The following is a 24,787-nucleotide window of genomic DNA, read 5'->3' on the forward strand; positions in this document are numbered from 1 at the left end:
GAGGGGGTCATCCGTTGACGGATCGCAGGTGGTCGCGCAGACCGATGCCGAAGGCGGTCGGTGTGCCGGCGTAGTCGCTGATCAGCGAGGGGCCCGAGGAGCAGTCCCAGGTGTTCCAGGTCCAGCCGAGGTAGGACAGCTGCCGGTCGTCGAACCACTTCATGACCTGGTCGACGAACCCGTGCGAGCAGGTGTTCTCACCGATCTCCCCTGCGACGAGCGGCACTTGGGCCGCCACGGGCGCGAGCTGCTCGTCCCAACAGCTCTCACTCGCGCAGGTGTTGAAGTTGTAGACGTGGTAGGCCGCGGCGATGTTGCCGGCCGGGTCGGCCGGCTCGTGGTCCAGCCACTGGCGCAGATCGTTGGAGTAGGCGAGGCCACCGGCGAGGATCAGGTTCCCGGCGCCCGCGGCGCGGACGGCGTCGACGAGATCCTGCATGCCCGCGACCTCGTAGCCGATCCCGGGGCAGGTGCCGCCGTCCTTCCAGCAGGCCCACGCGTCCGACAGGCTGGAGGTGGCACGGTCCGGGTACGGCTCGTTGAACAGGTCGAAAGCGACCGCCGGGTCGCCCTTGTACGCGGTGGCGACCGAGGACCAGAACGACGGGGCGTACTGGGCGTCGGGCATCGGCTTCTGGCAGGTCGCGTGGACGTCGGAGCAGCCGGCCGAATTCCCGGTGTACTGGCCGTAGGACCAGTGCATCTCCAGGATCGGCGTCATGCCGTGCGCCTCGACCTTGGTGACGAGATCCTTGATGGCGCTCTGGTAGGCGACACCTCCGTACTCGGGTTTGATGTTGTCGAGGCCGAGCCAGCACTCCTCGTTGAGCGGGATGCGGACCGTGTTGGCCTTCCAGTCGGCGATGGCCTTGACGGACGCGTCGTCCACGGGCCCGTCGAAGATCCCGTAGCCCTGGACGCACATGAACTCTGCGCCGGAGCGGTTCACGCCGAGCATCCGGTGGGTGGCGCCGGTGGCGGCGTCGACGAGCTTGTTCCCGGAGACTTTCAGCGCGGGGGCCGTGCCGTCACCGGGATCCGTCGGGTCGGTCGGGTCGGTGACGTCCTCGTTGCAGGTCACTCCGTTCAACTTGAAGGCCTTGGGCACCGTGTTGGCGCCCGACCACGAGCCGATGAACCCGGCAAAGACGCTCCCGCCGGAGGCGAGCGCGCCGTTCCAGGACTCGCTGGCCGCGGTGACCGTCGTGCCGGACTGGGACCACTTCGCGTTCCAGCCCTGGGTGACCTTCTGGCCGTCGGCGAAGTCGAAGGTCAGGCTCCAACTGTCCTTCGCCGCACCGTTGTTGGTGACCTTCACGGCGCCCTGGAAGCCGCTGTCCCACTGCGAGGTGACGGAGTACTCCACCGAGCAGGCGGGGGCGGCTGCGGCTGCGGACGCAGCGGAGGTCAGTGGAACGAGCGCGGCCGTCGCGAGGGCGGCACACGCCATGAGCGATAAGTAGCGCGGGGGGTGTCGCATGAGCGACTCCTCACAGCTCGGGCGCGACGGCAGGGGCCGGCGCGTCGACTGATGGAATCGCTCCCACTGGTTGCTGGTGGACTGTAGAGAAGGAACTGCCGTCAAGCAACAGAGGAGTTCAAGAAATCCACTGTCGAATACTGTCGAATTAATTCGACTCTTCAAGTCTCTTGACCAACAATTACCTCTCCTCCACCCTGGGAGCGCTCCCACTGGTTCACAGGTTCGCCCCCACACCCCCACACCAGAGAGGGATCAAGGCATGCGCAAGAGACGGGCCCGGCGGCTGTGGACCGCTGCCACGGCGGCGCTCGCACTACCGCTCGCCACGCTCGCCGCTCTCCCAACCACCGCTCAGGCAGCGGGAGTTGAGTGCAGCGTCGACTACAGGACCAATGACTGGGGCTCCGGCTTCACGGCCGATCTGACGATCACCAACCGCGGCACCGCGGCGATCGACGGCTGGACCCTCACCTACGCGTACAGCGGTGACCAGAAACTCACCAATGGCTGGAACGGCACCTGGTCGCAGTCCGGCCGGAACATCACGGTGAAGGACGCCGGATACAACGGAAAGATCGCGGCGGGAGCCGCCGCCACGACCGGCGCGCAATTCACTTACAGTGGCTCGAATTCGGCGCCCACGGATTTCGCGATCAATGGCACGACGTGCGCCGGCGCCCATCAGCCGCCGGTCACCGTGCTCACCAGTCCCGAGGCGGGCGCCGTCTACACGGCCGGGGACCCGGTGCCGCTCGCGGCGACCGCGGCGGCGGCCGACGGGGCGGGCATCGACAAGGTCGAGTTCTACGACGACACGACGCTGCTCGGCACGGACACCACGGCGCCGTACGCGCTCGACACGGACAGCCTCGCGGCCGGCACCCACTCGCTCTACGCCAAGGCGTACGACAGCCAGGGCGCTTCCGGCGAGTCGACGCCCGTCGGCATCACGGTCGCGGCGGGACCCGCGGTCGTCGCCACCCCCGCCCAACTCGGCGTCCAGCAGGGCAAGTCGGGTACCTTCGACGTGAAGCTGTCGACGCAGCCGACGGCGAACGTGACGGTCACGACGGCCCGCACCGACGGCAACACGGGTCTGTCGGTCTCGGACGGCGCGAGCCTCACCTTCACTCCGTCGAACTGGGACACGGCGCAGAAGGTGACGATCGCGGCGGGCTCGTCGGGCACCGGGGCGGCCACGTTCACCGTGACGGCGCCCGGCCACACCAAGGCGACGGTCACGGTCACCCAGCTCGCGGCCGGCAAGGAGTACGACACCCGCTTCCTGGACCTCTACGGGAAGATCACCGACCCGGCGAACGGCTACTTCTCGCCGGAGGGCATCCCGTACCACTCGGTCGAGACACTGATCGTCGAGGCGCCCGACCAGGGCCACGAGACGACGTCCGAGGCGTACTCGTATCTCCTCTGGCTACAAGCCATGTACGGGAAGGTGAGCGGCGACTGGTCCAAGTTCAACGGTGCGTGGGACACCATGGAGAAGTACATGATCCCCACCCACGCCGACCAGCCGACGAACTCCTTCTACAACGCCTCCAAGCCGGCGACGTACGCCCCCGAGGAGGATCTGCCGTCGCAGTACCCGGCGAAGCTCGACCCGTCGGTGCCGGTCGGCACGGACCCGATCGCGGCGGAGCTGAAGAGCGCGTACGGCACCGACGACGTCTACGGCATGCACTGGCTCCAGGACGTCGACAACACGTACGGCTACGGCAACGAGCCCGGTAAGTGCGAGGCGGGCCCGACCGCGACCGGCCCCTCCTACATCAACACCTTCCAGCGCGGTGCGCAGGAGTCGGTCTGGGAGACGATCCCGCAGCCGACCTGCGACACCTTCAAGTACGGCGGCAAGAACGGGTACTTGGACCTGTTCACGGGTGACTCGTCGTACGCGAAGCAGTGGAAGTTCACCGACGCCCCGGACGCCGACGCACGCGCCGTGCAGGCCGCGTACTGGGCGGACGTCTGGGCCAAGGAGCAGGGCAAGGGCTCCGAGGTCTCGGCGACTCTCGGCAAGGCCGCGAAGATGGGCGACTATCTGCGGTACGCGATGTACGACAAGTACTTCAAGAAGATCGGTGACTGCGTCGGCGAGACGACCTGCCCCGCGGGCACCGGCAAGGACGCCTCCGACTACCTGCTGTCCTGGTACTACGCGTGGGGCGGCGCCACCGACACCTCGGCGGGCTGGGCCTGGCGGATCGGTTCGAGCCATGTGCACGGCGGCTACCAGAACCCGCTCGCCGCGTACGCCCTGTCCTCCGTGGCCGACCTGAAGCCCAAGTCGGCGACGGGGCAGGCGGACTGGGCCAAGTCGCTCGACCGTCAGCTGGAGTTCTACCGCTGGCTGCAGTCGGACGAGGGCGCCATCGCGGGCGGCGCGACGAACAGCTGGCAGGGCCGGTACGCACAGCCGCCGGCCGGGACGCCGACGTTCTACGGCATGTACTACGACGAGGCGCCCGTTTACCACGACCCGCCGTCCAACCAGTGGTTCGGCTTCCAGGCATGGTCGATGGAGCGCGTCGCCGAGTACTACCAGCAGACGGGCAGCGCGGCTGCCAAGGCGGTCCTGGACAAGTGGGTCGACTGGGCGTTGTCCAAGACGACCGTCAACCCCGACGGCACGTTCCGGATCCCGTCGACCCTCCAGTGGTCGGGCAAGCCCGACACCTGGAACGCGTCGAGTCCCGGTGCCAACAGCGGACTTCACGTCACGGTCGCCGACTACACGAACGACGTCGGCGTGGCCGCCGCGTACGCCAAGACCCTGACCTACTACGGCGCCAAGTCCGGTGACACGGAGGCCAGGTCGACGGCGAAGGCGCTGCTCGACGGCATGTGGAAGAACAACCAGGACGCGCTGGGTGTCGCGGTGCCCGAGACGCGGGCCGACTACAGCCGCTTCGACGACCCGGTCTACGTGCCGTCGGGCTGGACCGGCACCATGCCGAACGGCGACAAGATCGACTCCTCGTCCACCTTCGCCTCGCTCCGCTCCTTCTACAAGGACGACCCCAACTGGTCGAAGATCGAGGCCTACTTGGCGGGCGGCGCGGCGCCGACGTTCACGTACCACCGGTTCTGGGCCCAGGCGGACATCGCGCTCGCCATGGGTTCGTACGCGGAGCTGCTCGAGTAACGCCCCGCCCTTGAGGCAGTTCCGTGCACATCAGGGCCGGGCGATCCCCCTCCCCGGGGGCCGCCCGGCCCGCTGCTGGGCCCGGGGCGTGATCCACGGCCGGAGGATTACAACTGCATCACTTCGGGTTCACACAACCTCCACATTCATCCTGCACGCAATAGCCTCGCCCTCCTCAGCAAGCAGCAGGGGGGAACCTCATGACCAACCCGTACACGCCCGTGCCGCCGCCGGGGCCCGGCATGCGCGCCGTGCCCCGCTGGGCCCGTAAGCGCGTCGCGATACCCGCCCTCGGTGTCGCGCTCCTCCTCGGCGGTGCCATCGGCGCGGCCGGAGGGGACGGGAGCGACGGCGGCAGCTCCAAGGTGGCGGCGGCGAGTCAGGCACGGCCGACCGCCACCGTCACGACGACCGCCACGGCCACCGCCACCGAGTCGGCCGAGCCGGAACCGGCGCCCACCGTCACCACCACCGAGACCGTGAAGGTCAAGGTCACGGTGACCGCGAAGTCCGCGACGGGCAGCGGCTCCGGGTCGTCCGGCAGTGGGAGCGGGAGCCAGGCCGACACCGGCACGTGCTCGATCGTCTCGAACTCCGGGAACTGCTACTCGGCCGGCCAGTACTGCCGCAACAGCGACCACGGCGCCTCGACCACGACCGCGAGCGGCGCGGCGATCACCTGCCGTTACAGCTCCAACGCGTGGAGGTGGAGCTACAGCTGACGTCCGACGGCGGGTGTGGTGTTCTACTGGACTGGCAGACCGATCCAGGGGCAAGAGGACCACATGAAGATACTGATCGTGCTCGTCGTTCTGGCCATCGCCGCCGTCTGGTTCATCAAGTCACGCAGGATGTGACGGGGCGCCGGAAGTCACCCGGCCCGGCTTCGGCCCGCCGTACCCGGTCGTCGCCGCCGGGCCGCGGGGTGCGAGCATCCTCGGATGCGACAGTTCGACGAGTTGGCCCAGGTCGACGATCCGGCGTGGCCGGAACTCCAGGAGATGCTCGGGGCGAGCCCCGTGGCAGCGCGCCTGCTGCCCGGCGACGCCGGTGAGGGGCGACGCGCGCTGCTCCAGATGCAGGTCAGCGCCCGCTCGATGCTGGGAGCGCTGGCCCTGCACACCGGTGGGCTGCTCGTGGACGACGGCTGGGTGCGGGTCTTCGGCGGGGGTTCCGTCGAGGCCGGCGGGCTCCCGGGCCTGGCGCGGGTCAACCGCTTTCCCGCGGACTTCGATCCCGGCTGGCATCCCGCGGCGGGCCTGGTCGTGGGCCAGGACGTCGTCGGCGGGGTCTTCGCGCTGAACGGCGGCGATCCGGCGGCCGGGGGCCGCCCCGGGGAACCCGGGCGGATGACGTACTTCGCCCCCGACACCCTGGAGTGGGAGCCGCTGGACATGGGCCACGCCGGGTGGCTCTCCTGGCTGCTCTCGGGCCGCCTCGACACGTTCTACGACGGACTGCGCTGGCCGGGCTGGCGCGAGGAGACGGCGGCCCTGACCTTCTCGCAGGGCATCACGGTGTACCCCTTCCTGTGGTCCGAGGAGGCCCACACCGATCTCGCGGCCACCAGTCGCCGGGCCGTGCCGATGCGCGAGGTGCTCGGCGTCGCGGCGGACTTCGCCCGGCAGATGGGGCCGGGCGATCCGGGTTTCCTCGGCGACGTGTGAGTCCCTTCGCCAGACTCCCGTCGGTTCCTGGCGGACTTCAGGAGTCTCTCGTTGTGCCCGGCTCGTCGAGTCTCGCGAGGTCGACGGTCAGGCGACCTCCGGTCAGGGCGGAAGCGCAGCGCCCCAACTCGTCCCACTGGTCGCGTGTGAAGCCGCGGGCATCCATGATGTGGTGCCGCTGCCCGCTGTGTGGCGACACCGCCCACAGCGACAGGACGGAGTCGTGGCTTCCGAAGTCGAATCCCAGACCGGCGATGTCGTCCCCCTGACGGTTGCGCGCCGTGGCCGGGCCGGCTGTCCGGTCCCGGTCCGTGGGTTCCGGGCCAAGAGGGTGGGGGTGGGTGGTTCCCACCACAGTGACCAGGAACGCGTCGTCGGACACGGAGCGTTCATGAGACCGGCGAATCCTCGGGTCACGCGTTCCGTCACCAGCCGACCGGCCGTGCTGCCGCCTCGGCTCATTCCTCCGGCCACCAGGGATCCGCACGGTCAGCAACAGATCTCCGTTCGGATGGTGATGGCCGCCAGGAGCCCCCATGCTCCGCGGCGGCCTTCCAGTTCCGGCGCGCCCCACGGGACACCCGCGCATGCCTGTTCTCGGGCGAGACCTCGAGCAGGGACCGACACGGGGCCGGCGAGCGGAAGGCTTGGGTTCCGTCAGTTTCCTTTGCGCCCATGGGAAGTGCCGCCAGCGGAACGGGGCGCTACGCGGTACCGGCCTCCTCCGTCGGCGTCGCGTACGTGCGTGACAGCGCCCCCGCCGTCGCCGCGATCCGCCGCCGCAGCTCGGGCGGTTCGAGCACCTCGATGTCCGCGCCCAGGCGCAGGAAGTCGTCGTGCGCGTGGTCGATCGACTCGATGGGCAGCCGGGCGCGCAGCCTGCCGTCGGGTTCGGTGACACCGGTGGCGTGCGCGGCGCGCGCCGCGGCGCCGGTGAGGCGGCCGGCCCCGGCGGGCGTGAGCAGGACGACGGCCTCGCCGGTGTGCAGGCGCCGGTGGAAGTCCTCCTGGTACGCCGCCCAGAACGCCGCCAGATCGAAGCCGTCGGGGGGAATGAACTCCTCGTCCGTCGTGCGCAGTTCGAGGATCTGGTCGACGCGGTAGACGCGCGGGCCGCCCGCCCCCGCCGACGCCGCGACGTACCAGCGGCCCGCCTTGAGGACGAGCCCGTACGGCTCCAACCGCCGTTCCACATCCGTCGGTTCGCGCCAGCGGCGGTATGTGACGCGCAGGACGCGGCGGTTCCACACGGCTGCCGCCACCGCGGGCAGCTGCTCGGCGGCGGCGTCGTCGTGCTGCGCGTACCAGCCGGGCGCGTCCAGGTGGAAGCGGGCACTGATCCGGTCGGCATGCGCGCGCAGTTCGGCGGGGAGCGCGGCCCGGACCTTCAACTGGGCCGCGGCGAGCACCGGGCCGAGCCCGAGGTCGGCGGCCGGGCCCGGCACCCCGGCGAGGAAGAGCGCCTCGGCCTCGTCGGCGGTCAGACCGGTGAGCCGGGTGCGGTAGCCGTCGACGAGCCGGTAGCCGCCCGCGTGCCCCGAGTCGCCGTACAGCGGGATGCCGGCGGCGTGCAGCGCCTCGACGTCCCGGTAGACGGTACGGACCGACACCTCCAGCTCGGCGGCCAGCTGGGCAGCGGTCATCAGGCCCCTGGTCTGCAGCAGGAGCAGGATCGAGACAAGTCGCCGGGACTTCACTGACACAGGATGTCAGGGAAGCGGTCCTACCGTCCCGGCATGGCTTTCGAGGAGAAACGTCTGACGGTGCCACCGCCCATCGAGGTGGCGGGCCGCCGGATCAAGCGCTACCACGTGACCGCGGACCCGGCGGGCATCGCGCCCGAGGTGGCACAGGCGGCGTACGCGATGCTGCCCACGCTGCTGCCGGAGCCCGACGGCACGCCGCCCGGCACCTTCGTCGTGCTGCACCGCGGCGGCGACGACGGCGCGTACCTGAACGCGTACAGCTGGGTGTGGGACAACGCCGTGCACTTCCGGGGCGCGGTCGCGGGCCAGCCGGCGCTCGGCTGCCCGGACCGCGACCCCACGCACTTCGTGCTGCTGGAAAGGCCGTTGATCGGCTGCGTGTGGGAGCTGCCGCCGCTGCTGCACGAGCGGGACGCCTGGGTGCGGCATCTGCTGGCGCCCGCGCGGCCCGACCTGGACGCGTATCTGCACGACACCTTGCCCGAAGGAACGACAGGAGACCGCCGGTCATGACCGCGCACACCATCACGCACGACAGCACCGCGCACGACTTCGACTTCTTCGTCGGGGAGTGGGACGTCGCCCATCTGCGGCGCCGTGACTTCCTCGACCCGGACAGCGGCTGGGAGGAGTTCACGGCGACGAGCCGCTGCTGGAGCCTGTTCGGCGGCGCCGCGAACATCGACGAGCTGTCGGTGCCCGCGCAGGGCTGGACGGGCCTCACGCTGCGCCTGTTCGACCCGGTGCACCGCACCTGGTCCCTGAACTGGTCCACCGACCGCACGGGCCGCCTCTTCCCTCCGGTGACCGGCAGCTTCAAGGACGGGCTCGGCGTGTTCGAGGGCGACGACACGCACGACGGGAAGGAGGTGCGGGTGCGCTTCGTGTGGTCCGGGATCAGCGCGACGACCGCGCGCTGGGAGCAGGCGTTCTCCCTCGACGAAGGGCGGACGTGGCTGACGAACTGGACGATGACGTTCACCCGGAGCACCCCCTGACAAGGCCCCCGAGGCGGCCGGCGCCGACGCGAGGGCTTGACTTCGCGTGCGCTCCAACGCGTTGACTCCCTTCCCGTAGCCCGGCACGCATCCGGCGGCCGGGCCCGGCGAGGGGGGTACCCGTATGACGCACCGCATGAAGTACCGCACCATCGGCACCGACCCGGCGACGCGCCGCGAGGTCAGCGTGCTCAGCCTCGGCGCGATGCTGTTCGGCACGCTCACCGACGAGAAGACGGCGTTCGCGATCCTCGACCGGTACGTGGAGGCGGGCGGCACGTTCGTCGACACGTCCGACAACTACGCGTTCTGGCAGACCGGCAGCGTCGGCGGCGAGAGCGAGACCGTGCTCGGCAACTGGCGGCGCAGCCGCGGCATCGGCGACGAGGTCGTCATCGCCACAAAGCTGGGCGCGGCGCCGCTCGCGCCGGGCACGGGGTACGTGGACAACGCGGAGGGCCTGTCGGCGCCCGCGATCCGCGCGGCCGTGGAGGGCAGCAGGGCTCGGCTCGGGGTCGAGCGCCTCGACCTCCTCTACGCGCACATCCCGGATCCGAAGGTCGAACTCGCCGAGACGGTAAGGGAGTTCGGGGCACTGGTGCGGGAGGGCACGGTCGGACTGCTCGGCGTCTCCAACCACTGGGCGTGGCAGGTCGAGCGGGCCCGGGCGATCGCGCGGGCCGAGGGCCTCGCCGGGTACGAGGTGCTCCAGTACCAGCACAGCTATCTGCGCCACCGCACCGATCTGCCCGACCAGTTGTCGCCGGACGGCACGCTCGGCGCGACGGACGGCAATCTGCTGAGCATGGTGCGGGCCGAGGACGATCTGACGCTGGTCGCGTACTCGCCGCTGCTGGCCGGCGCGTACGTCCGCGACGACAAGCCGCTGGGCCCCGGCCACGACCACGGCAGCAAGGAGGCCCGGCTGACGGCGCTGCGCGAGGTCGCCAGGTCCTCGGGCGGCACGGTCAACCAGGTCGTGCTCGCGTGGATGATGGGCGCCGACGTACCGGCGATCCCGCTCGTCGGGGCGTCCTCGGTCGCGCAGTTGGAGGAGAGCCTGGGCGCGGTGGATCTGGAGCTGACGGCTCAGGAGCGGGAGCGCCTGGACGCCGTGTGACGGCCCGGGCCCGTGTTCCTGATCTCCTTGCCCGCCGCGCGTCCGCGGTGTCACGATCAAGCGGCAATCGTGACGGCGGTACGCGGGAGGACGCATGGGAACGGGTACGCGGCGCGCGGGCGCCCTCGCGATCGGAGCGGCGGTCGCCGGGGGGACCTGGCTCTGGCGGCACCAGGCGGAGATCGCGTTCTCCCGCCCGTACAACGAGTGGACGTTCACGCACATGTCCGCCCTCCTGCCCACCGAGCCGGTGGCGCGGGCCTCTGCGCCGGTGCCGCTGCCTCGCGGCTCGGGGCTGCGCGACTTCACGTACGAGCACGAAGGCGAGCGGCGCACCCTGGCGCAGCTGCACGCTCACACCCACACCACCGGCTTCGCCGTGCTGCATCGCGGTGCGGTGGTCCACGAGGAGTATCCGGGCCGGTTCGCGTCACAGCGGGCCAGGTTCCAGCTGTTCTCGCTGACCAAGTCGGTGACCTCGCTGCTCATAGGCATCGCGCTGGAGGAGGGGGCGCTGGGTTCGGTGGACGACAAGGTCGTGAGCCACGTTCCCGAACTGGCGGGCAGCGCGTACGACGGGCCGACCGTCGAGGATCTGCTGCACATGAGCAGCGGCGTCGAGTTCGTGGAGGACTACGCCGATCCCGAGTCGTCGTTCGCCCGGTTCGAGCGGACGGTGTCGAACGGCGGCTCGCTGATGGACGTGGTGCGCTCGCTGCCGCGGGCGGCGGCGCCCGGCGGTACGTTCAACTACTCGACGGTGGACTCGCAGGTCCTCGGCTGGGTCCTGGAGGCGGCGACGGGCGAGCGGCTCGCCCGGTACGCGCACAGCCGCCTGTGGAGCCGGATCGGCGCGGAGAGCGACGCGTACTACTTCCTCACCCGGGGACGACCGCGCACCGCGCTGGGTGGCGGTTCACTGAACGCGGCCGTGCGGGACCTGGCCAAGGTGGGCCTGGTCATGGCGCGCGGCGGCGAGCTGCGGGGGCAGCGGATCGTGCCCTCCGCGTGGGTCGAGCGCAGCCACGGGGCGGGCCTCGCGCATCTGGAGACCGGGGCGCTCGGCCCCGACCTGCCGCGCCACTACGGGTACGCGAACCAATGGTGGACGGTGGCCGGCGGGCGCGGGACGTTCACGGGGATCGGCATCCACGGCCAGTACCTGTGGATCGACCGGCGGGCCGACGTGGTCGTGGTGAAGACCAGCGCCTGGAACACCGCGCAGGACGAGGCGCGGGACGCGGAGACGGTGGCCGCGCTGACGGCGCTGGTCGAGCACCTGGAGGCGGGTCACTGATCCTGCGAGCCCCCGGCTACGTGTCGTCGGCGCGCCGCAGCAGGTAGTCGCAGAGCACCCCGGGGGAGCCGGAGAGGACGCACAGCCACAGGCCGTCGCCGTTGCGCACCACACCGAGCGACGGCGGCTCCGCGAGCGCGTCCGTGCCGGGCGGCGGGTCGTCCGCCTTCAGGTCCACGGACCGTCCGCCGTCACCGACGCGCCAGCTGCCGCCACCCGCGAAGGTGCCGTCCGCGGAGGGGGTGAACACCTCCGCCGGCAGACCGGTCGCCGTGAACCGGCGGTCGGCCGTGAACCGGATCCGCGTGTCGGTGTCGTCGAGACGCCAGATCCCGACGAGCGCGGCCGGTGAGGAGACCTCGGTGAACTCCACGTCGGCGTCGAGCCGGTCCGCCACCCAGTGGGCGATCCCGCCCGCGGTCACCCCGAGGACGACCACGACCACGGCCGCGCGCCGCCACCGGCGCCCCGGTCTTCGCTCCCCCACCGCGCGCCCCCTTCAGGCCGACCGGAACGCGAGGAGCGTGTACGTCGGGTCGGGGCGCGGCAGCTCGGGGTCCGGCAGCGCTTCGAGGCGGGCCGCGAGTTCCGCGCCGCCCGCCTTGTAGACGCGCCCCTGCCGTACGTGACGGGCCAGCCGGTTCGGTGTGCGGCCCTGTCCGTGTCCCAGGAAGCGGGCCTCGCCGCACGGGTGCAGGCCGCGCCGGCGCGCGTACGCGGTGACGCGGGCGCTCGCGTCGGCGGGGTCGGTGGTGGCGTACGGCTTCACCAGGGCGCAGACGTCGCTGCCGACCAGGTGGGCGGCGTCCTTGTCGACAGTGGTGACGAAGACGCCGCCGGGGCGCAGCACGCGGGCGGCCTCCGCGACGACGGGCTCCGCGTCGTCGAGCAGATGGAGCAGCCAGATCGCCGTGACGGCGTCGAACGTGCCGTCGGGGAAGGGGAGTCGACGGGTGTCCGCGCGGACGACCCGCCCGTCCAGGCGAGGCCCCGCCGCCCGCAGCATGCCGTCGGCCAGGTCGACGCCGAGCGGGCGCAGGCCGGTCCTGGCGAGGCGGCGCGTCACGATGCCGGTGCCGCAGGCCAGGTCGAGGAGGGTGCGGGCGGTGTCGGGGACGAGCCCGAGGACGGCGTCGGCGGCGGCGCGGGCACGGGGTTCGCCGCCGCGGGTCGCGTCGTACCGTGCGGCTTCCTGGTCGTAGTCGAGCACAGCCGGACGGTACCTCAGCTCGCGCCGTGGCCGGGCGCCAACCCCTCCACCTTGCGGGCCAGTTCGAAGTCCTTCTCCGTCACCGCGCCGCCCGCGTCGTGCGTGTTCACCGCGAGAGTGACCGTGTTGTAACCGAGGGTGAGGTCCGAGTGGTGGTCGAGCTCCTCCTGGGTCTGGGCGATGTGCACGACGAGGGCGGTCGCCGCGAAGTGCGTGGCCAGGCGGTAGGTGCGGGTGATCCGGGCACCGTCGAGCGACCAGCCGGGCAGCTCGGCGAGACGGTCCTCGATCTCCTTCTGCGAAAGCGGCTCTGTAGGCATACCTCCAGCCTGCCACCACTTCCGGTTACGGTCTCCCCATGACGACCCGGGCGATATCCGCGACGCGCAAGAACACCTCCGAAGTGGGCCGGCTGCTGCGCGACTGGCGGGAGCGGCGGCGGGTCAGCCAGCTGGAGCTGGCGCTGCGCGCCGATTCCTCGGCGCGGCACATCAGTTTCGTGGAGACGGGCCGCTCGCGCCCCAGCGAGGAGTTCCTGCTGCGGCTCGCCGAACACCTCGACGTACCGATCCGGGAGCGCAACGCCCTGCTGCTCGCGGCAGGTTACGCGCCCCGCTACACCGAGACGTCCCTCGACGACCCGCAGTTCGGCTCGCTGCGCGAGGGTCTGGAGCGGCTGCTGCGCGGCTACGAGCCGTATCCGGCGCTGATCGTCGACGCCACGTACGACGTGATCGCCGCCAACCGCGGCATCGCGATGCTGATGGAGACCCTGCCGGAGCATCTGCTCGCGGGTCCCCTGAACGCGATGCGGCTGACCCTGCACCCCGAGGGCCTCGCGCCCCGGATCCTGAATCTGCGCGAGTGGCGCGGGCACCTGCTGGCCCAGATGGAGCGGCAGATCGCGCTGGCCCGCTCGGACGCGCTGCGCGCCCTGTACGAGGAGGTCGCGGCCTACCCGGTCCCCGAGCCCTCCGGCAGCTCCGTCACGGACACCGAACCGGCGGAGCCCGTGCCGTACTTCGCGCTGCCGATGGTGATCGAGCACGACGGGCACGTGCTGTCGTTCGTGTCGTCCATCTCGACGTTCAACACGCCGATGGACGTGACCGTCGCCGAGCTGGCCGTCGAGACGCTGCTCCCGGCCGACCCGGCGACGGTCAAGTACCTGCGGACCACGGTGAGTTGATGTTCAGCGGGTGGCGCGCAGCGCCGTGTTCTGGAGCGCGGCGAACCCGGCGACCACGGCCGCCTGAAGGACCGCCCACACGGTGCCCGCCGCGCTCGGCGACAGCCACGCGAAGAGCGCGACGAGGCTGAGCACCGTCCAGACGAGGTTGATCTCGATCACGGTGCGCACGCCGAGCACGGGCGGATTGCCGCGCGCGGCCAGGGCCGCCACGCCGACGCCGTACGCGAGCAGGAGCACGCCGAGTTCGAGGAGCAGGCCGGGATCGACGCCGAGGAACCGGCCGAGCGGGCCGGACGCGGCGGCGTAGGCGAGACCGTTGGCGCCCGTGACGAGCGCGTCGAGGGCCAGGAAGCGGCGCAACCAGAGGGCACCCTGAACTCGGCTCGCGGGAGCGGTGGTTGGCGTGGTGGCGGCGGACATGCGGATCACCTTCCGTCGTCGGCGCGGGGGCGCTGCCCCGCTGGTGCCACCACCCTGCCCGGGCCGCGCGGGCCGGTCGATTACCTGCCGGGTAAGGACCGGCCGCGCCCGGCGCGGGTCAGCCGACGGTGAGCGCCTTGAACGCCTCCGTCTGTGCGACGATCGCCCGCTCGGTGGGCAGCCGCTCCACGGACGAGGCGCCGAAGAAGCCGACGACGCCGTCCGTGTGGTCGAGGACGTACTGGGCGTCCTCGGGTTCCGCGATCGGGCCGCCGTGGCACAGCACGAGGACGTCCGGGTTCACGCGCTTGGCCGCGTCGTGCATCTCCTGCACGGCGGCGGCCGCCTGATCGAGCGTCAGGGCGGTGCCGGCGCCGATGGAGCCCTTGGTGGTGAGGCCGACGTGCGGGACGAGGACGTCGGCGCCCGCGCGGGCCATGTCGGCGGCCTGGTCGGGGTCGAAGACGTACGGCGCGGTGAGCAGGTCGCGCTCGTGGGCGGCCCGCACCATGTCGACTTCCAGGCCGTACCCCATCCCGGTCTCTTCGAGGTTGACGCGGAACGTGCCGTCGTAGAGGCCGACCGTCGGGAAGTTCTGCACCCCGGCGAAGCCCATGGTCTTCAACTGGTCGAGGAACAGGCCCATTTGACGGAACGGGTCGGTGCCGCACACCCCGGCGAGGACCGGGGTGTCGCGGACGACGGGCAGCACCTCGCGGGCCATGTCGACGACGATGGCGTTGGCGTCGCCGTACGGCAGCAGCCCGGCGAGGGAGCCGCGGCCCGCCATCCGGTAGCGGCCGGAGTTGTAGATGATGAGGAGGTCGACGCCGCCCTCCTCCGCGCACTTGGCGGAGAGTCCTGTGCCCGCGCCCGCGCCGACGACCGGGCGGCCCGCGGCGACCTGGGAGGTGAGGCGGTCGAGGGCTTCCTTGCGGTTCATCGCGATGCTCCGGATTCTTCCGTGGTGGTGATGAGGGTGTGCAGGCGGTCCGCCATGGCGACGGCGAACGCGGGGTCGTTGATGTGGGCGTCGAGCTCGTGCAGGCGCACGCCCGTGCCACGTACGGCGGCCAGGGCCGCGGCGTCGGCGGTCGCGTCCTCGAAGGGGCCGTCCGCGATGTCGACGGCGGAGACGCCGCGCAGCGGCCAGAAGATCTCGGCGGGGCCCGCGGACTCGGCGATCTTGCGGCCCAACTCCTCGCCGAGCGTCCGCATTTCGTCGGGTGTCGTGCGCATCAGGGTCACGGTCGGGTTGTGCACGAGGAGGCGGCGGTTGGCGAAGCGGGCGGGGACGGTGGCCTCGGGGCCGAAGTTGACCATGTCGAGGGCACCGGGCGCGACGACCTGCGGCACGCCCGCGGCGCCCGCCGCGGTGAGCCGGTCGGGGCCCGCGCTGAGCACCCCGCCCACCAGTTCGTCGGCGAGTTCGGTGGTGGTCAGGTCGAGGACCCCGTCGAGCATGCCGTCGGCGGCGAGCTTCTCGACGGCGCGGCCGCCGGCCCCGGTGGCGTGGAAGACGAGGACCTCGTAGCCGAGTTCGGTGAGGCGGGCGCGGGCGGCCTCGACGGCGGGTGTGGTGACGCCGAACATGGTGGCCGCGACCACCTTGCGCCCGTCGCCGTCCGCACCGGCCTTCTCGTGTTCGGCGGCCATGCCCGCGACGGCGGCGACGGCGTTGCCGAGGACGCGCCGGGACACCGAGTTGATGCCCGCGATGTCGACGACGCTGTACATGAGGGTGAGGTCGCTGCTGTCGACGTACGGGGCGACGTCACCGCCCGCCATCGTGCTGACCAGCACCTTCGGTACGCCGATGGGCAGCGCCCGCATGGCCTGCGCGGCGATCGCGGAGCCGCCGCTGCCGGCCGCGGCGAGCACGGCGTGCAGCACGCCGGTGCGGTGCATCTCGCCGATCACCTCGGCGGCGCCCTCGGCCATCGCGGCGACGGCGGCGCCCCGGTCGCCTGCGGCCCGGAGCGCGGCGAGGTCGTGGCCGGCGGCGCGGGCCACGATGTCGGCGGGCACGTCGGCGTCCGGCGCGCCGCCCGGCGGTGCGAGCACTCCGACGTCGACGAGCACGACCTCGCAGCCGTGCTCCCGCAGCCGGTCGCGCAGCCACGCGTACTCGGCACCCTTCGTGTCCAGCGTCCCGACCAGCGCCACGGTCGCCATCTTGGGTTCACACTCCTTCACGTCGTGCGGTATGCCGCCGATCCTGCGCCCGCTCGGGCCGGCCGACAACGACCAGTGCGGCCGGATTGGCCTGTGCCGCCTCCGGCCGCGTCCGGGTGGTTCCTGGGCGAAGATGGCGGAATGAGCCGTATCACCGCCTCTCGTCTGTCCCGGCTCCTGACCGGCTGGTCCACGGACGGCACCGGCCCGCTGCCGCGTCAACTGGCCACGGCCCTCGCCGAGCTGGCCGAGCGCGGCGACGTGCCGACGGGCACCGTGCTGCCCTCGCAGCGCGAACTGGCGGCGGTGCTGGGCGTGAGCCGCTCCACGGTCACGGCGGCGTACGCGCTCCTGGAGGGGGAGGGCCGCCTGGAGAGCCGGCGCGGCAGCGGCTCCCGGCTGCGCGGCTCGGGCCTGTCGGGGCAGAGCCGCGGCGACGGCCGCCTCGCGAGCTTCGACTCGCGTTCGGCGCCCCTCGATCTGTCGAGCGGCGCGCTGCCGGGGCTGCGGGTCGTCGCGGAGGCGTTCGGCACGCTCGGCCCCGCCGATCTGCGGACCCCGCTCACCGCGGACGGCTACCACCCGCACGGGCTCCCGGAGCTGCGCGAGGGGATCGCCGCGTACTACCGCGCGGCCGGACTGCCGACGACGGCCGACCAGATCCTCGTCACGTCGGGGTCGCAGCAGGCGGTGTGGCTGATCGCGCAGGCGCTGGTCGAGCCCGGTGACACGGTCGTCGTGGAGAACCCGACGTACCGGGGCGCCCTGGAGGCGCTGCGGTCGCGCGGGGCGCGGATCGTGCCGGTGGGCGGCGACCGGCCGGGCGCGGGCCCCGACGGGGCGGACGTGGCGGGGCTGCGCGCGCTGCTGCGCACCCGTGTGCGGCCGCGGCTCGTCTATCTCCAGCCGACGGTGCACAACCCGACGGGCCGCACCCTGGACAGCGCGGCCCGCCGCGGCTGGGCGACGGCGCTCACGGAGGGCGGTCTGGCCGCCGTCGAGGACAGCTCGTGCGCCGAGTTGACGCTGACCGACGACGGTGCGCCGCCGCCGGTCCCGCTGCCGGCGTCCGCGTACACGATCGGCACGTTCTCGAAGCTGTTCTGGGGCGGGCTGCGGATCGGCTGGGTGCGGGCGGCCGCGCCGGCCATCGCCCGGCTCGGCGGCATCAAGAAGTCCGTCGACCTGGCCTGCCCGGTCCTCGACCAGCTGCTCGCGGTCCGGCTCCTGGACCGGCTGCCCGCGGCCCGCGCGGAGCGCCGCGCCGCCCTGCGCTCCGGTCTCGTGACGGCGCAGGAGGTGCTGCGCGAGCTGGCCCCGGCCTGGGAGTGGGACCCGCCCGCGGGCGGCCCTGCGCTGTGGGTGCGGGTCCCCGGCACGGACACCGAGGCCCTCGCCCAGCTGGCCCGGCGCCGGGGCGTGGCCGTGGTGCCCGGCCCGGCGTTCTCGGCGGTGGACGGCTTCCGCGACCGGTTGCGGCTGCCGGTGATGCAGGGCCGCGAGGTGCTGGAGGGAGCGGTGCGCATCCTGCGGGCGTGCGCGGAGCGCGAGGGCCGGACCGGCTGAGAGGCTGCGTCCGGACCCCCGCCCGACGGCGCGGCCTCCCCCGCCCCACCTGCCCCTTCCCGGTACCCGAACGGCCCCTGCCCAACGGCGCTCACCGGGCTGTACCCCTACCGTGCGAAGGACGGATACCGAGGGAGCAGACGGTGACTGACACGACGGACGCCCCGGCCGAGCCGGCGGCGGCGCTGTTGAAGGCCGGCCGGTTCTTCCGGCGTGGGACGGCCGCCGAGGACCTGCACAGTGTGCGGATCGAGGGCGGGCGCGACGGGGACGTCTTCTACCGGGACCGGTGGAGTCACGACAAGGTCGTGAACTCGACCCACGGGGTGAACTGCACCGGGTCGTGCCGGTGGAAGGTGTACGTCAAGGACGGCATCATCACCTGGGAGACCCAGCAGACGGACTATCCGAGCGTGGGTCCGGACCGTCCCGAGTACGAACCGCGCGGCTGTCCGCGCGGCGCCGCGTTCTCCTGGTACACGTACTCGCCGACGCGCGTGCGCTATCCGTACATCCGCGGGGTGCTCCTGGAGCTGTACCGCGAGGCGAAGGCCCGCCTGAAGGACCCGGTGCTCGCCTGGGCCGACATCCAGAACGATCCCGAGCGCCGCCGCCGGTACCAACGGGCGCGCGGCAAGGGCGGGTTGGTGCGGGCGACGTGGGACGAGGCCGTGGAGATCGTGGCCGCCGCGCACGTCCACACCATCAAGACGTACGGTCCCGACCGGGTCGCCGGCTTCTCCCCCATCCCCGCGATGTCGATGGTGTCGCACGCGGCGGGGGCCCGTTTCATGTCGCTGATCGGCGCGCCGATGCTGTCGTTCTACGACTGGTACGCGGATCTGCCCGTCGCCTCGCCGCAGGTGTTCGGCGACCAGACGGACGTCCCCGAGTCGGGTGACTGGTGGGACGCGGCGTATCTGATGATGTGGGGCTCGAACGTCCCCGTCACGCGGACCCCCGACGCGCACTGGATGGCGGAGGCACGCTACCGCGGCCAGAAGGTCGTGGTGGTCGCGCCGGACTACGCGGACAACGCGAAGTTCGCCGACGAGTGGCTGCACCCGCACCCCGGCACGGACGGCGCGCTCGCCCTCGCGATGGGGCACGTGATCCTCAAGGAGTTCTTCGTCGATCGCGAGACGCCGTTCTTCACCGACTACGTCAAGAAGTTCACGGATCTGCCGTTCCTGGTCACGCTGGAGGAGCGGGACGGCGCGTTCGTGCCGTCGAAGTTCCTGCGCGCCAGCGACCTCGGGCAGAGCGGCGAGGGCGCCGAGTGGAAGACGGCCGTGCTCGACGAGGCGACCGGGCAGCCCGTCGTCCCGAACGGCTCGCTGGGCTTTCGCTGGACGGATTCGGGCGCGGGCAAGTGGAACCTCGAACTGGGCAGCATCAAGCCGCAGTTGAGCCTGCACGGCAGTGCGGTGGCGGGCGGCGTCGAGGTGCTGCTCCCGCGCTTCGACACCGACGGCGGCACGCACGGACAGGGGCGCGGCGACACGGTGCGGCGCGGGGTGCCGGCGACGCGGCTCGGCGGCCCCGGTGGACCGCTGGTCACCACGGTCTTCGACCTGCTGCTCGCCCAGTACGGCGTCGGGCGCGACGGCCTGCCCGGCGAGTGGCCGTCGTCGTACGAGGACGGGGACTCTCCGGGCACACCGGGCTGGCAGGAAGCCCACACCTCCGTACCCGCCGCCAAGTGCATCAAGATCGCCCGGGAGTTCGCGGCCACCGCCGAGAAGTCGCGCGGGCGCTGCATGATCCTGATGGGCGCCGGCACGAACCACTGGTTCCACTCGGAGACCATCTACCGCGGGTTCCTCTCGCTGCTCCAGCTCACCGGCTGCCAGGGCAGGAACGGCGGCGGCTGGGCGCACTACGTCGGCCAGGAGAAGTGCCGTCCGGTCACCGGCTGGGCGTCGCTCGCCTCCGCCAACGACTGGTCACGGCCGCCGCGGCAGATGATCGGCGCCGCGTACTGGTTCACCAACACCGACCAATGGCGCTACGACAAGTTCGGCGCCGACGTGCTCGCGTCGCCGCTCGGCAAGGGCGCCTTCGAGGGGATGACGGGCGCCGACTGCCTCGCCCTTTCGGCCCGTTCGGGCTGGATGCCGTCGTACCCGACGTTCGACCGCAGCTCGCTCGACCTGGGACAGCAGAGCGTCGAGGAGACGGTATCCGAACTCAAGGCCGGCACCCTCAAGTTCGCCTGCGAGGACCCGGACGCGCCCGAGAACTGGCCGCGCGTCCTGACCCTGTGGCGGGCCAATCTGCTCGGCTCCTCCGCGAAGGGCGCCGAGTACTTCACCAAGCACCTCCTCGGCACCCATTCCTCCCTGCGGGCCGAGGAGGCTTCGCCCGAGGAGCGGCCGACGACGGTCACCTGGCGCGACGAGGCCCCCGAGGGCAAGCTCGACCTGCTGCTCTCCCTCGACTTCCGCCAGACGTCGTCGACGCTCCTGTCCGACGTCGTGCTGCCCGCCGCGACCTGGTACGAGAAGCACGACCTGTCGTCGACGGACATGCACCCCTATGTGCACTCGTTCACGCCGGCCGTGGACCCGCCGTGGCAGGCCCGCACCGACTTCGACACGTTCAAGGCGCTCGCGGAGAAGCTCAGCGAGCTCGCCGTCGACCATCTGGGCACCCGCACGGACCTGGTGGCGGCGCCGCTGCAGCACGACACCCCGGGCGAGATCGCGCAGCCCGGCGGCGTCGTCCTCGACTGGCGCAAGGGCGAGTGCGAGCCGGTGCCCGGCAGGACGATGCCGAACCTCGTCCTGGTCGAACGGGACTACACCGCGATCGGCGCGAAGTTCACCTCGCTCGGCCCGCTGGTCGAGAAGCTGGGTCTGCCCGCCAAGGGCATCACCCTCAAGCCCGACCAAGAGGTCGCGTATCTACGGGAGTTGAACGGTGTCGTGCGCGGCGGCCCCGCTGACGGGCGCCCACTGCTCGACACCGCCGTCAAGGCGGCGAACACCATCCTCGCGCTGTCCGGCACCACCAACGGGCGCCTCGCCACCCAGGGCTTCCACACCCTCGAAGCCCGTACCGGACAGGAGATGGCGCATCTCTCCGCCGAGCACGAGGGCAAGCGCGTCACGTACGCGGACACCCAGGCCGCGCCCGTGCCGGTGATCACGTCGCCGGAGTGGTCCGGCAGCGAGTCCGGGGGCCGGCGCTACACGGCCTTCACGCTCAACACCGAGCATCTGAAGCCCTGGCACACCCTCACCGGGCGCCAGCACTTCTTCATCGACCACGACTGGATGCACGAGCTGGGCGAGGCGCTGCCCGTGTACCGGCCGCCGCTCGACATGAACCGGCTCTTCGGCGAGCCGGCCCTCGGCCCGGACGGCGAGAAAGAGGTGACGGTCCGTTACCTCACGCCGCACAACAAGTGGTCCATCCACTCCGAGTACCAGGACAACCTGTTCATGCTGGCGCTGTCCCGCGGCGGCCAGTCCATCTGGATGTCCCCGCAGGACGCCGACTCGATCGGCGTGAAGGACAACGACTGGATCGAGGCGGTCAACCGCAACGGTGTGGTGGTGGCCCGCGCGATCGTCTCGCACCGGATGCCGGCCGGCACGGTCTACATGCACCACGCGCAGGAGCGCACGGTGAACGTGCCGAAGGCGGAGACGACCGGCAGGCGCGGCGGCATCCACAACTCGCTGACCCGGCTGATCCTGAAACCGTCCCATCTCATCGGCGGATACGCCCAGTTGAGCTGGGCGTTCAACTACCTCGGCCCGACGGGCAACCAGCGCGACGAGGTCACCGTCATCCGGCGCCGTTCCCAGGAGGTCCAGTACTGATGCGCATCATGGCTCAGATCGCGATGGTCATGAACCTCGACAAGTGCATCGGCTGCCACACCTGCTCTGTCACCTGCAAGCAGGCGTGGACCAACCGGGGCGGCATGGAGTACGTCTGGTTCAACAACGTCGAGACGCGCCCCGGGCAGGGCTATCCGCGCCGCTACGAGGACCAGGACAAGTGGCGCGGCGGCTGGGAGCTCAACAAGAAGGGCGCGCTCAAGCTCAAGGGCGGCGGCCGGTTCAAGAAGCTCGCCGGCATCTTCTCCAACCCGAAGCTGCCGGAGATCAAGGACTACTACGAGCCCTGGACGTACGACTACAAGAACCTGACCGACGCCCCGCTCGGCGACGACTACCCGGTGGCGCAGCCGCGCTCGCAGATCACCGGCAAGCCGATGAAGATCGAGTGGTCGTCGAACTGGGACGACAACCTCGGCGGCGCGGCGCAGTACGGCGAGCTCGACCCGATGGTGGAGAAGGCGCGCCGGCAGGGCCAAGAGGCTTCCGACAAGGTGAAGTTCGCGTTCGAGCAGACCTTCATGTTCTATCTGCCGCGGATCTGCGAGCACTGTCTCAACCCGGCGTGCGTGGCGTCCTGCCCGTCCGGCGCGATGTACAAGCGCGAGGAGGACGGCATCGTCCTCGTCGACCAGGACAACTGCCGCGGCTGGCGGATGTGCGTGACCGGATGCCCGTACAAGAAGGTGTACTTCAACCACCGCACCGGCAAGGCCGAGAAGTGCACGATGTGCTACCCGCGCGTCGAGGTCGGCCTGCCGACGGTCTGCTCCGAGACGTGCGTGGGCCGGCTCCGCTATCTCGGCGTCATCCTCTACGACGCCGACAAGGTGACGGCCGCGGCCGAGACGAAGGACGACAAGGCCCTCTACGAGGCGCAGTTGGGTGTCTTTCTCGACCCGGAGGACCCGGCCGTGCGGCGCGCCGCCGAGGAGGCGGGCATCCCCTACGACTGGGTGGAGGCGGCCCGCCGCTCCCCCGTCCACGCGCTGATCAGCAAGTACAAGGTGGCGCTTCCGCTGCATCCCGAGTACCGGACGATGCCGATGGTCTGGTACATCCCGCCGCTCTCCCCCGTCGTCGACGCGCTCACCGAGACCGGCCACGACGGCGAGGACGCCGGCAATCTCTTCGGCGCGATCGACACCCTGCGCATCCCGCTGGAGTACCTGGCGGAGATCTTCACGGCGGGCGACGTCGGCCCGGTCCGCTCCTCCCTCGAAAAGCTCGCGGCGATGCGCTCGCACATGCGGGCCATCAACCTCGGTGATCTGCCCGACGCTTCGATCGCCGAGCGCGTCGGCATGGACGCCGTGCAGATCGAGGAGATGTACCGGCTGCTCGCCATCGCCAAGTACGAGGACCGCTACGTCATCCCGACCGCGGCCGTCGGCGACGCCCAGCGCCTGGAGGAGTCGGCGCTGCCCGACTCCTGCTCGCTCGACTACGCGGACGGGCCGGGCATGGGCGGCGAGGGCCCCTTCGGCGGCGACTCCGGTTCGAGCACCAGCGGCGGCCGCAAGCTGCTGCCGGTCGTCTCCGTGGAGACGTTCCACCTCACCAAGAACCGTCAGACCGCCGACCAGCCCGAGGAGACCTGATGACGGACCGCACCTCGCTCCTCTTCCAGGCGGCGGCGCTCTGTCTCACGTACCCGGACGAGGAGCTGTACGAGCGGCTGCCGCTGATCCGCGCCGCGGCGCCCCGGCTGGCCCCGTTCGTCGACCACGCGGAGTCGACACCGCTGCCCGATCTCTCCGCGCACTACGTCCAGGTCTTCGACTTCAAGAACCGGCACAGCCTGTATCTGACGTGGTGGCGCGACGGCGACACCCGCAGGCGCGGCATGTCGCTGGTGGAGATGAAGGAGATCTACCGGGAGCACGGCCTGGAGTTCACCGGCGAGGAACTGCCGGACTACCTTCCGGCGGTGCTGGAGTTCTCGGCGCAGGCGGGACCGTTCCTGCTGGAGGACCACCGCAGCGGCATCGAGCTGCTCCGCCTCGCCCTCACCGAGCACGGCACGCCGTACGCGACCGTGCTCGAAGCCGTGTGCGCGGCGCTGCCCGGCGCCTCCCCCAAGGACCGCGCCGCAGCCCTCGCGCTGGCCCGCTCGGGCCCGCCCCGCGAGGAAGTGGGCCTCGAACCCTTCGGGACCCTGCCCCTGCTGGAGCTGGAACCCCACAAGGAAAGGGAGCACGCCCCGTGACCACCCTCATCTGGGGCGTCCTGCCCTACGTCGTCTTCGTGCTGCTGATCGCGGGCACGATCTGGCGCTACCGCTACGACAAGTTCGGCTGGACGACCCGCTCCTCGCAGGTCTACGAGTCGAAGCTGCTGAACATCGCCTCGCCGGTCTTCCACTACGGCATCCTGTTCGTCCTCGTCGGCCATCTCGTCGGTCTGTTCATCCCGATGTCGTGGACGGAGAACGTGGGCGTCAGCGAGCACACGTACCACATGTTCTCGCTGATCGGCGGCACGTTCGCGGGCGTCCTCACGGTCTGCGGCATCCTGATGCTGCTGTACCGGCGCCGCTTCAAGGCCCCGGTGTTCCGGGCGACGACCCGCAACGACAAGCTGATGTACGTGGTCCTGCTCGGCGCGATCGTGCTCGGCATGGTCGCCAAGCTCACGCACGCGTCGGGCAACGGCTACAACTACCGCGAGACCATCGGCCCCTGGTCGCGGAGCCTGTTCACGCTGCGCCCCGACATCGATCTGATGCACGGGGTGCCCGTGCTCTACCAGATTCACGCGGTAGTGGGCATGTCACTCATCGCGCTGGTACCGTTCACCCGGCTCGTGCATATGTTCAGCGCGCCGGTGCAGTACCTGTTCCGTCCCTACGTGGTCTACCGCAGCCGCGACCCGCGGCGTCTGACCGCGCGGCCGGAACGACGGGGGTGGGAGCGCACTGGCTCCTGATTCCTGAACCC

22 protein-coding genes are annotated in these 24,787 nt (G+C 71.3%); 13 read left to right on the forward strand and 9 right to left on the reverse strand.

Features of this window, described 5'->3' with window-relative positions; genetic code table 11:
• Window positions 1-7: 7 nt before the first annotated feature.
• Window positions 8-1,450 carry a cellulose binding domain-containing protein gene (locus tag J3486_RS07225; protein WP_229377672.1) on the reverse strand — a complete coding sequence of 481 codons (1,443 nt, stop codon included), beginning with the start codon at window positions 1,448-1,450 and terminating at the stop codon, window positions 8-10.
• 292 nt (window positions 1,451-1,742) lie between these two features.
• On the opposite strand from J3486_RS07225, the gene J3486_RS07230 reads away from it, so the two are divergent.
• From J3486_RS07230 to J3486_RS07240, 3 genes are all read left to right on the forward strand, one after another.
• Window positions 1,743-4,646, forward strand: coding sequence for a glycoside hydrolase family 48 protein (locus tag J3486_RS07230; RefSeq protein WP_207819239.1), 2,904 nt, complete (start codon window positions 1,743-1,745; stop codon window positions 4,644-4,646).
• A 200-nt stretch (window positions 4,647-4,846) separates the two neighbouring features.
• Window positions 4,847-5,368 carry a hypothetical protein gene (locus tag J3486_RS07235; RefSeq protein ID WP_207819240.1) on the forward strand — a complete coding sequence of 174 codons (522 nt, stop codon included), beginning with the start codon at window positions 4,847-4,849 and terminating at the stop codon, window positions 5,366-5,368.
• Between the two features lie 219 nt (window positions 5,369-5,587).
• Complete coding sequence (locus J3486_RS07240) at window positions 5,588-6,313, forward strand: DUF2625 family protein (protein ID WP_207819241.1); 726 nt, start codon at window positions 5,588-5,590, stop codon at window positions 6,311-6,313.
• 37 nt (window positions 6,314-6,350) lie between these two features.
• Here J3486_RS07240 and J3486_RS07245 read toward each other — a convergent pair whose 3' ends face one another.
• Together J3486_RS07245 and J3486_RS07250 are read right to left on the reverse strand one after the other, a co-directional pair.
• Window positions 6,351-6,695, reverse strand: coding sequence for a hypothetical protein (locus J3486_RS07245; RefSeq protein ID WP_207819242.1), 345 nt, complete (start codon window positions 6,693-6,695; stop codon window positions 6,351-6,353).
• 322 nt (window positions 6,696-7,017) lie between these two features.
• Window positions 7,018-8,010 (reverse strand): YafY family protein, encoded by a 993-nt coding sequence (locus J3486_RS07250; RefSeq protein ID WP_207819243.1) that lies wholly within the window; start codon window positions 8,008-8,010, stop codon window positions 7,018-7,020.
• Window positions 8,011-8,049: 39 nt separating this feature from the next.
• Here J3486_RS07250 and J3486_RS07255 point away from each other — a divergent pair, with 39 nt between their 5' ends.
• The 4 genes from J3486_RS07255 to J3486_RS07270 all read left to right on the forward strand — a co-directional run bounded on the left by J3486_RS07255 (window position 8,050) and on the right by J3486_RS07270 (window position 11,434).
• Window positions 8,050-8,532 carry a hypothetical protein gene (locus J3486_RS07255; protein WP_207819244.1) on the forward strand — a complete coding sequence of 161 codons (483 nt, stop codon included), beginning with the start codon at window positions 8,050-8,052 and terminating at the stop codon, window positions 8,530-8,532.
• Complete coding sequence (locus tag J3486_RS07260) at window positions 8,529-9,017, forward strand: hypothetical protein (RefSeq protein WP_207819245.1); 489 nt, start codon at window positions 8,529-8,531, stop codon at window positions 9,015-9,017. Before J3486_RS07255 ends, J3486_RS07260 begins: the two co-directional genes overlap by 4 nt.
• A 136-nt stretch (window positions 9,018-9,153) precedes the next feature.
• On the forward strand, window positions 9,154-10,137 hold the full coding sequence (locus J3486_RS07265) for an aldo/keto reductase (protein WP_207819705.1): 984 nt from the start codon (window positions 9,154-9,156) through the stop codon (window positions 10,135-10,137).
• Window positions 10,138-10,231: 94 nt separating this feature from the next.
• A complete protein-coding gene (locus tag J3486_RS07270) occupies window positions 10,232-11,434 on the forward strand; it encodes a serine hydrolase (RefSeq protein ID WP_207819246.1) in 1,203 nt (400 codons plus the stop codon).
• A 16-nt stretch (window positions 11,435-11,450) separates the two neighbouring features.
• Here the strand turns inward: J3486_RS07270 and J3486_RS07275 are convergent, their stop codons facing one another.
• Genes J3486_RS07275 through J3486_RS07285 form a run of 3 tightly spaced genes read right to left on the reverse strand, consistent with a single transcriptional unit; the run spans window position 11,451 to window position 12,964 of the window.
• Window positions 11,451-11,921, reverse strand: a complete 471-nt coding sequence (locus tag J3486_RS07275) for a hypothetical protein (protein WP_207819247.1) — start codon at window positions 11,919-11,921, stop codon at window positions 11,451-11,453.
• Window positions 11,922-11,933: 12 nt separating this feature from the next.
• Window positions 11,934-12,644 (reverse strand): class I SAM-dependent methyltransferase, encoded by a 711-nt coding sequence (locus J3486_RS07280; protein ID WP_207819248.1) that lies wholly within the window; start codon window positions 12,642-12,644, stop codon window positions 11,934-11,936.
• A 14-nt stretch (window positions 12,645-12,658) separates the two neighbouring features.
• On the reverse strand, window positions 12,659-12,964 hold the full coding sequence (locus J3486_RS07285; protein ID WP_207819250.1) for a 4a-hydroxytetrahydrobiopterin dehydratase: 306 nt from the start codon (window positions 12,962-12,964) through the stop codon (window positions 12,659-12,661).
• Between the two features lie 38 nt (window positions 12,965-13,002).
• Between J3486_RS07285 and J3486_RS07290 the strand changes: the two genes are divergently transcribed.
• Entirely contained in the window at window positions 13,003-13,833 is an 831-nt protein-coding gene (locus J3486_RS07290; protein ID WP_207819252.1) for a helix-turn-helix domain-containing protein, read from the forward strand.
• Between the two features lie 3 nt (window positions 13,834-13,836).
• Here J3486_RS07290 and J3486_RS07295 read toward each other — a convergent pair whose 3' ends face one another.
• The 3 genes from J3486_RS07295 to J3486_RS07305 all read right to left on the reverse strand — a co-directional run bounded on the left by J3486_RS07295 (window position 13,837) and on the right by J3486_RS07305 (window position 16,431).
• Window positions 13,837-14,256 (reverse strand): hypothetical protein, encoded by a 420-nt coding sequence (locus tag J3486_RS07295; protein WP_207819254.1) that lies wholly within the window; start codon window positions 14,254-14,256, stop codon window positions 13,837-13,839.
• 118 nt (window positions 14,257-14,374) lie between these two features.
• A complete protein-coding gene (locus J3486_RS07300) occupies window positions 14,375-15,199 on the reverse strand; it encodes a phosphoenolpyruvate hydrolase family protein (RefSeq protein WP_207819256.1) in 825 nt (274 codons plus the stop codon).
• On the reverse strand, window positions 15,196-16,431 hold the full coding sequence (locus J3486_RS07305) for a Tm-1-like ATP-binding domain-containing protein (RefSeq protein ID WP_207819259.1): 1,236 nt from the start codon (window positions 16,429-16,431) through the stop codon (window positions 15,196-15,198). Before J3486_RS07305 ends, J3486_RS07300 begins: the two co-directional genes overlap by 4 nt.
• Before the next feature lie 141 nt (window positions 16,432-16,572).
• Here J3486_RS07305 and J3486_RS07310 point away from each other — a divergent pair, with 141 nt between their 5' ends.
• From J3486_RS07310 to narI, 5 genes are all read left to right on the forward strand, one after another.
• Window positions 16,573-17,997, forward strand: coding sequence for a PLP-dependent aminotransferase family protein (locus tag J3486_RS07310; RefSeq protein ID WP_207819260.1), 1,425 nt, complete (start codon window positions 16,573-16,575; stop codon window positions 17,995-17,997).
• Window positions 17,998-18,140: 143 nt separating this feature from the next.
• The gene (locus J3486_RS07315) at window positions 18,141-21,827 is read left to right on the forward strand and encodes a nitrate reductase subunit alpha (protein ID WP_207819261.1); all 3,687 of its coding nucleotides are present in this window, start codon (window positions 18,141-18,143) and stop codon (window positions 21,825-21,827) included.
• Window positions 21,827-23,449, forward strand: coding sequence for a nitrate reductase subunit beta (gene narH / locus J3486_RS07320; RefSeq protein WP_207819263.1), 1,623 nt, complete (start codon window positions 21,827-21,829; stop codon window positions 23,447-23,449). The genes J3486_RS07315 and narH overlap by 1 nt, the downstream gene beginning before the upstream one ends.
• A complete protein-coding gene (narJ, locus tag J3486_RS07325; RefSeq protein WP_207819264.1) occupies window positions 23,449-24,057 on the forward strand; it encodes a nitrate reductase molybdenum cofactor assembly chaperone in 609 nt (202 codons plus the stop codon). The genes narH and narJ overlap by 1 nt, the downstream gene beginning before the upstream one ends.
• The gene (gene narI / locus J3486_RS07330; RefSeq protein ID WP_207819266.1) at window positions 24,054-24,776 is read left to right on the forward strand and encodes a respiratory nitrate reductase subunit gamma; all 723 of its coding nucleotides are present in this window, start codon (window positions 24,054-24,056) and stop codon (window positions 24,774-24,776) included. The genes narJ and narI overlap by 4 nt, the downstream gene beginning before the upstream one ends.
• The last annotated feature ends 11 nt before the right edge of the window (window positions 24,777-24,787 follow it).

The sequence above is a fragment of the Streptomyces sp. VRA16 Mangrove soil genome, from assembly GCF_017377775.1.
Classification (GTDB): domain Bacteria; phylum Actinomycetota; class Actinomycetes; order Streptomycetales; family Streptomycetaceae; genus Streptomyces.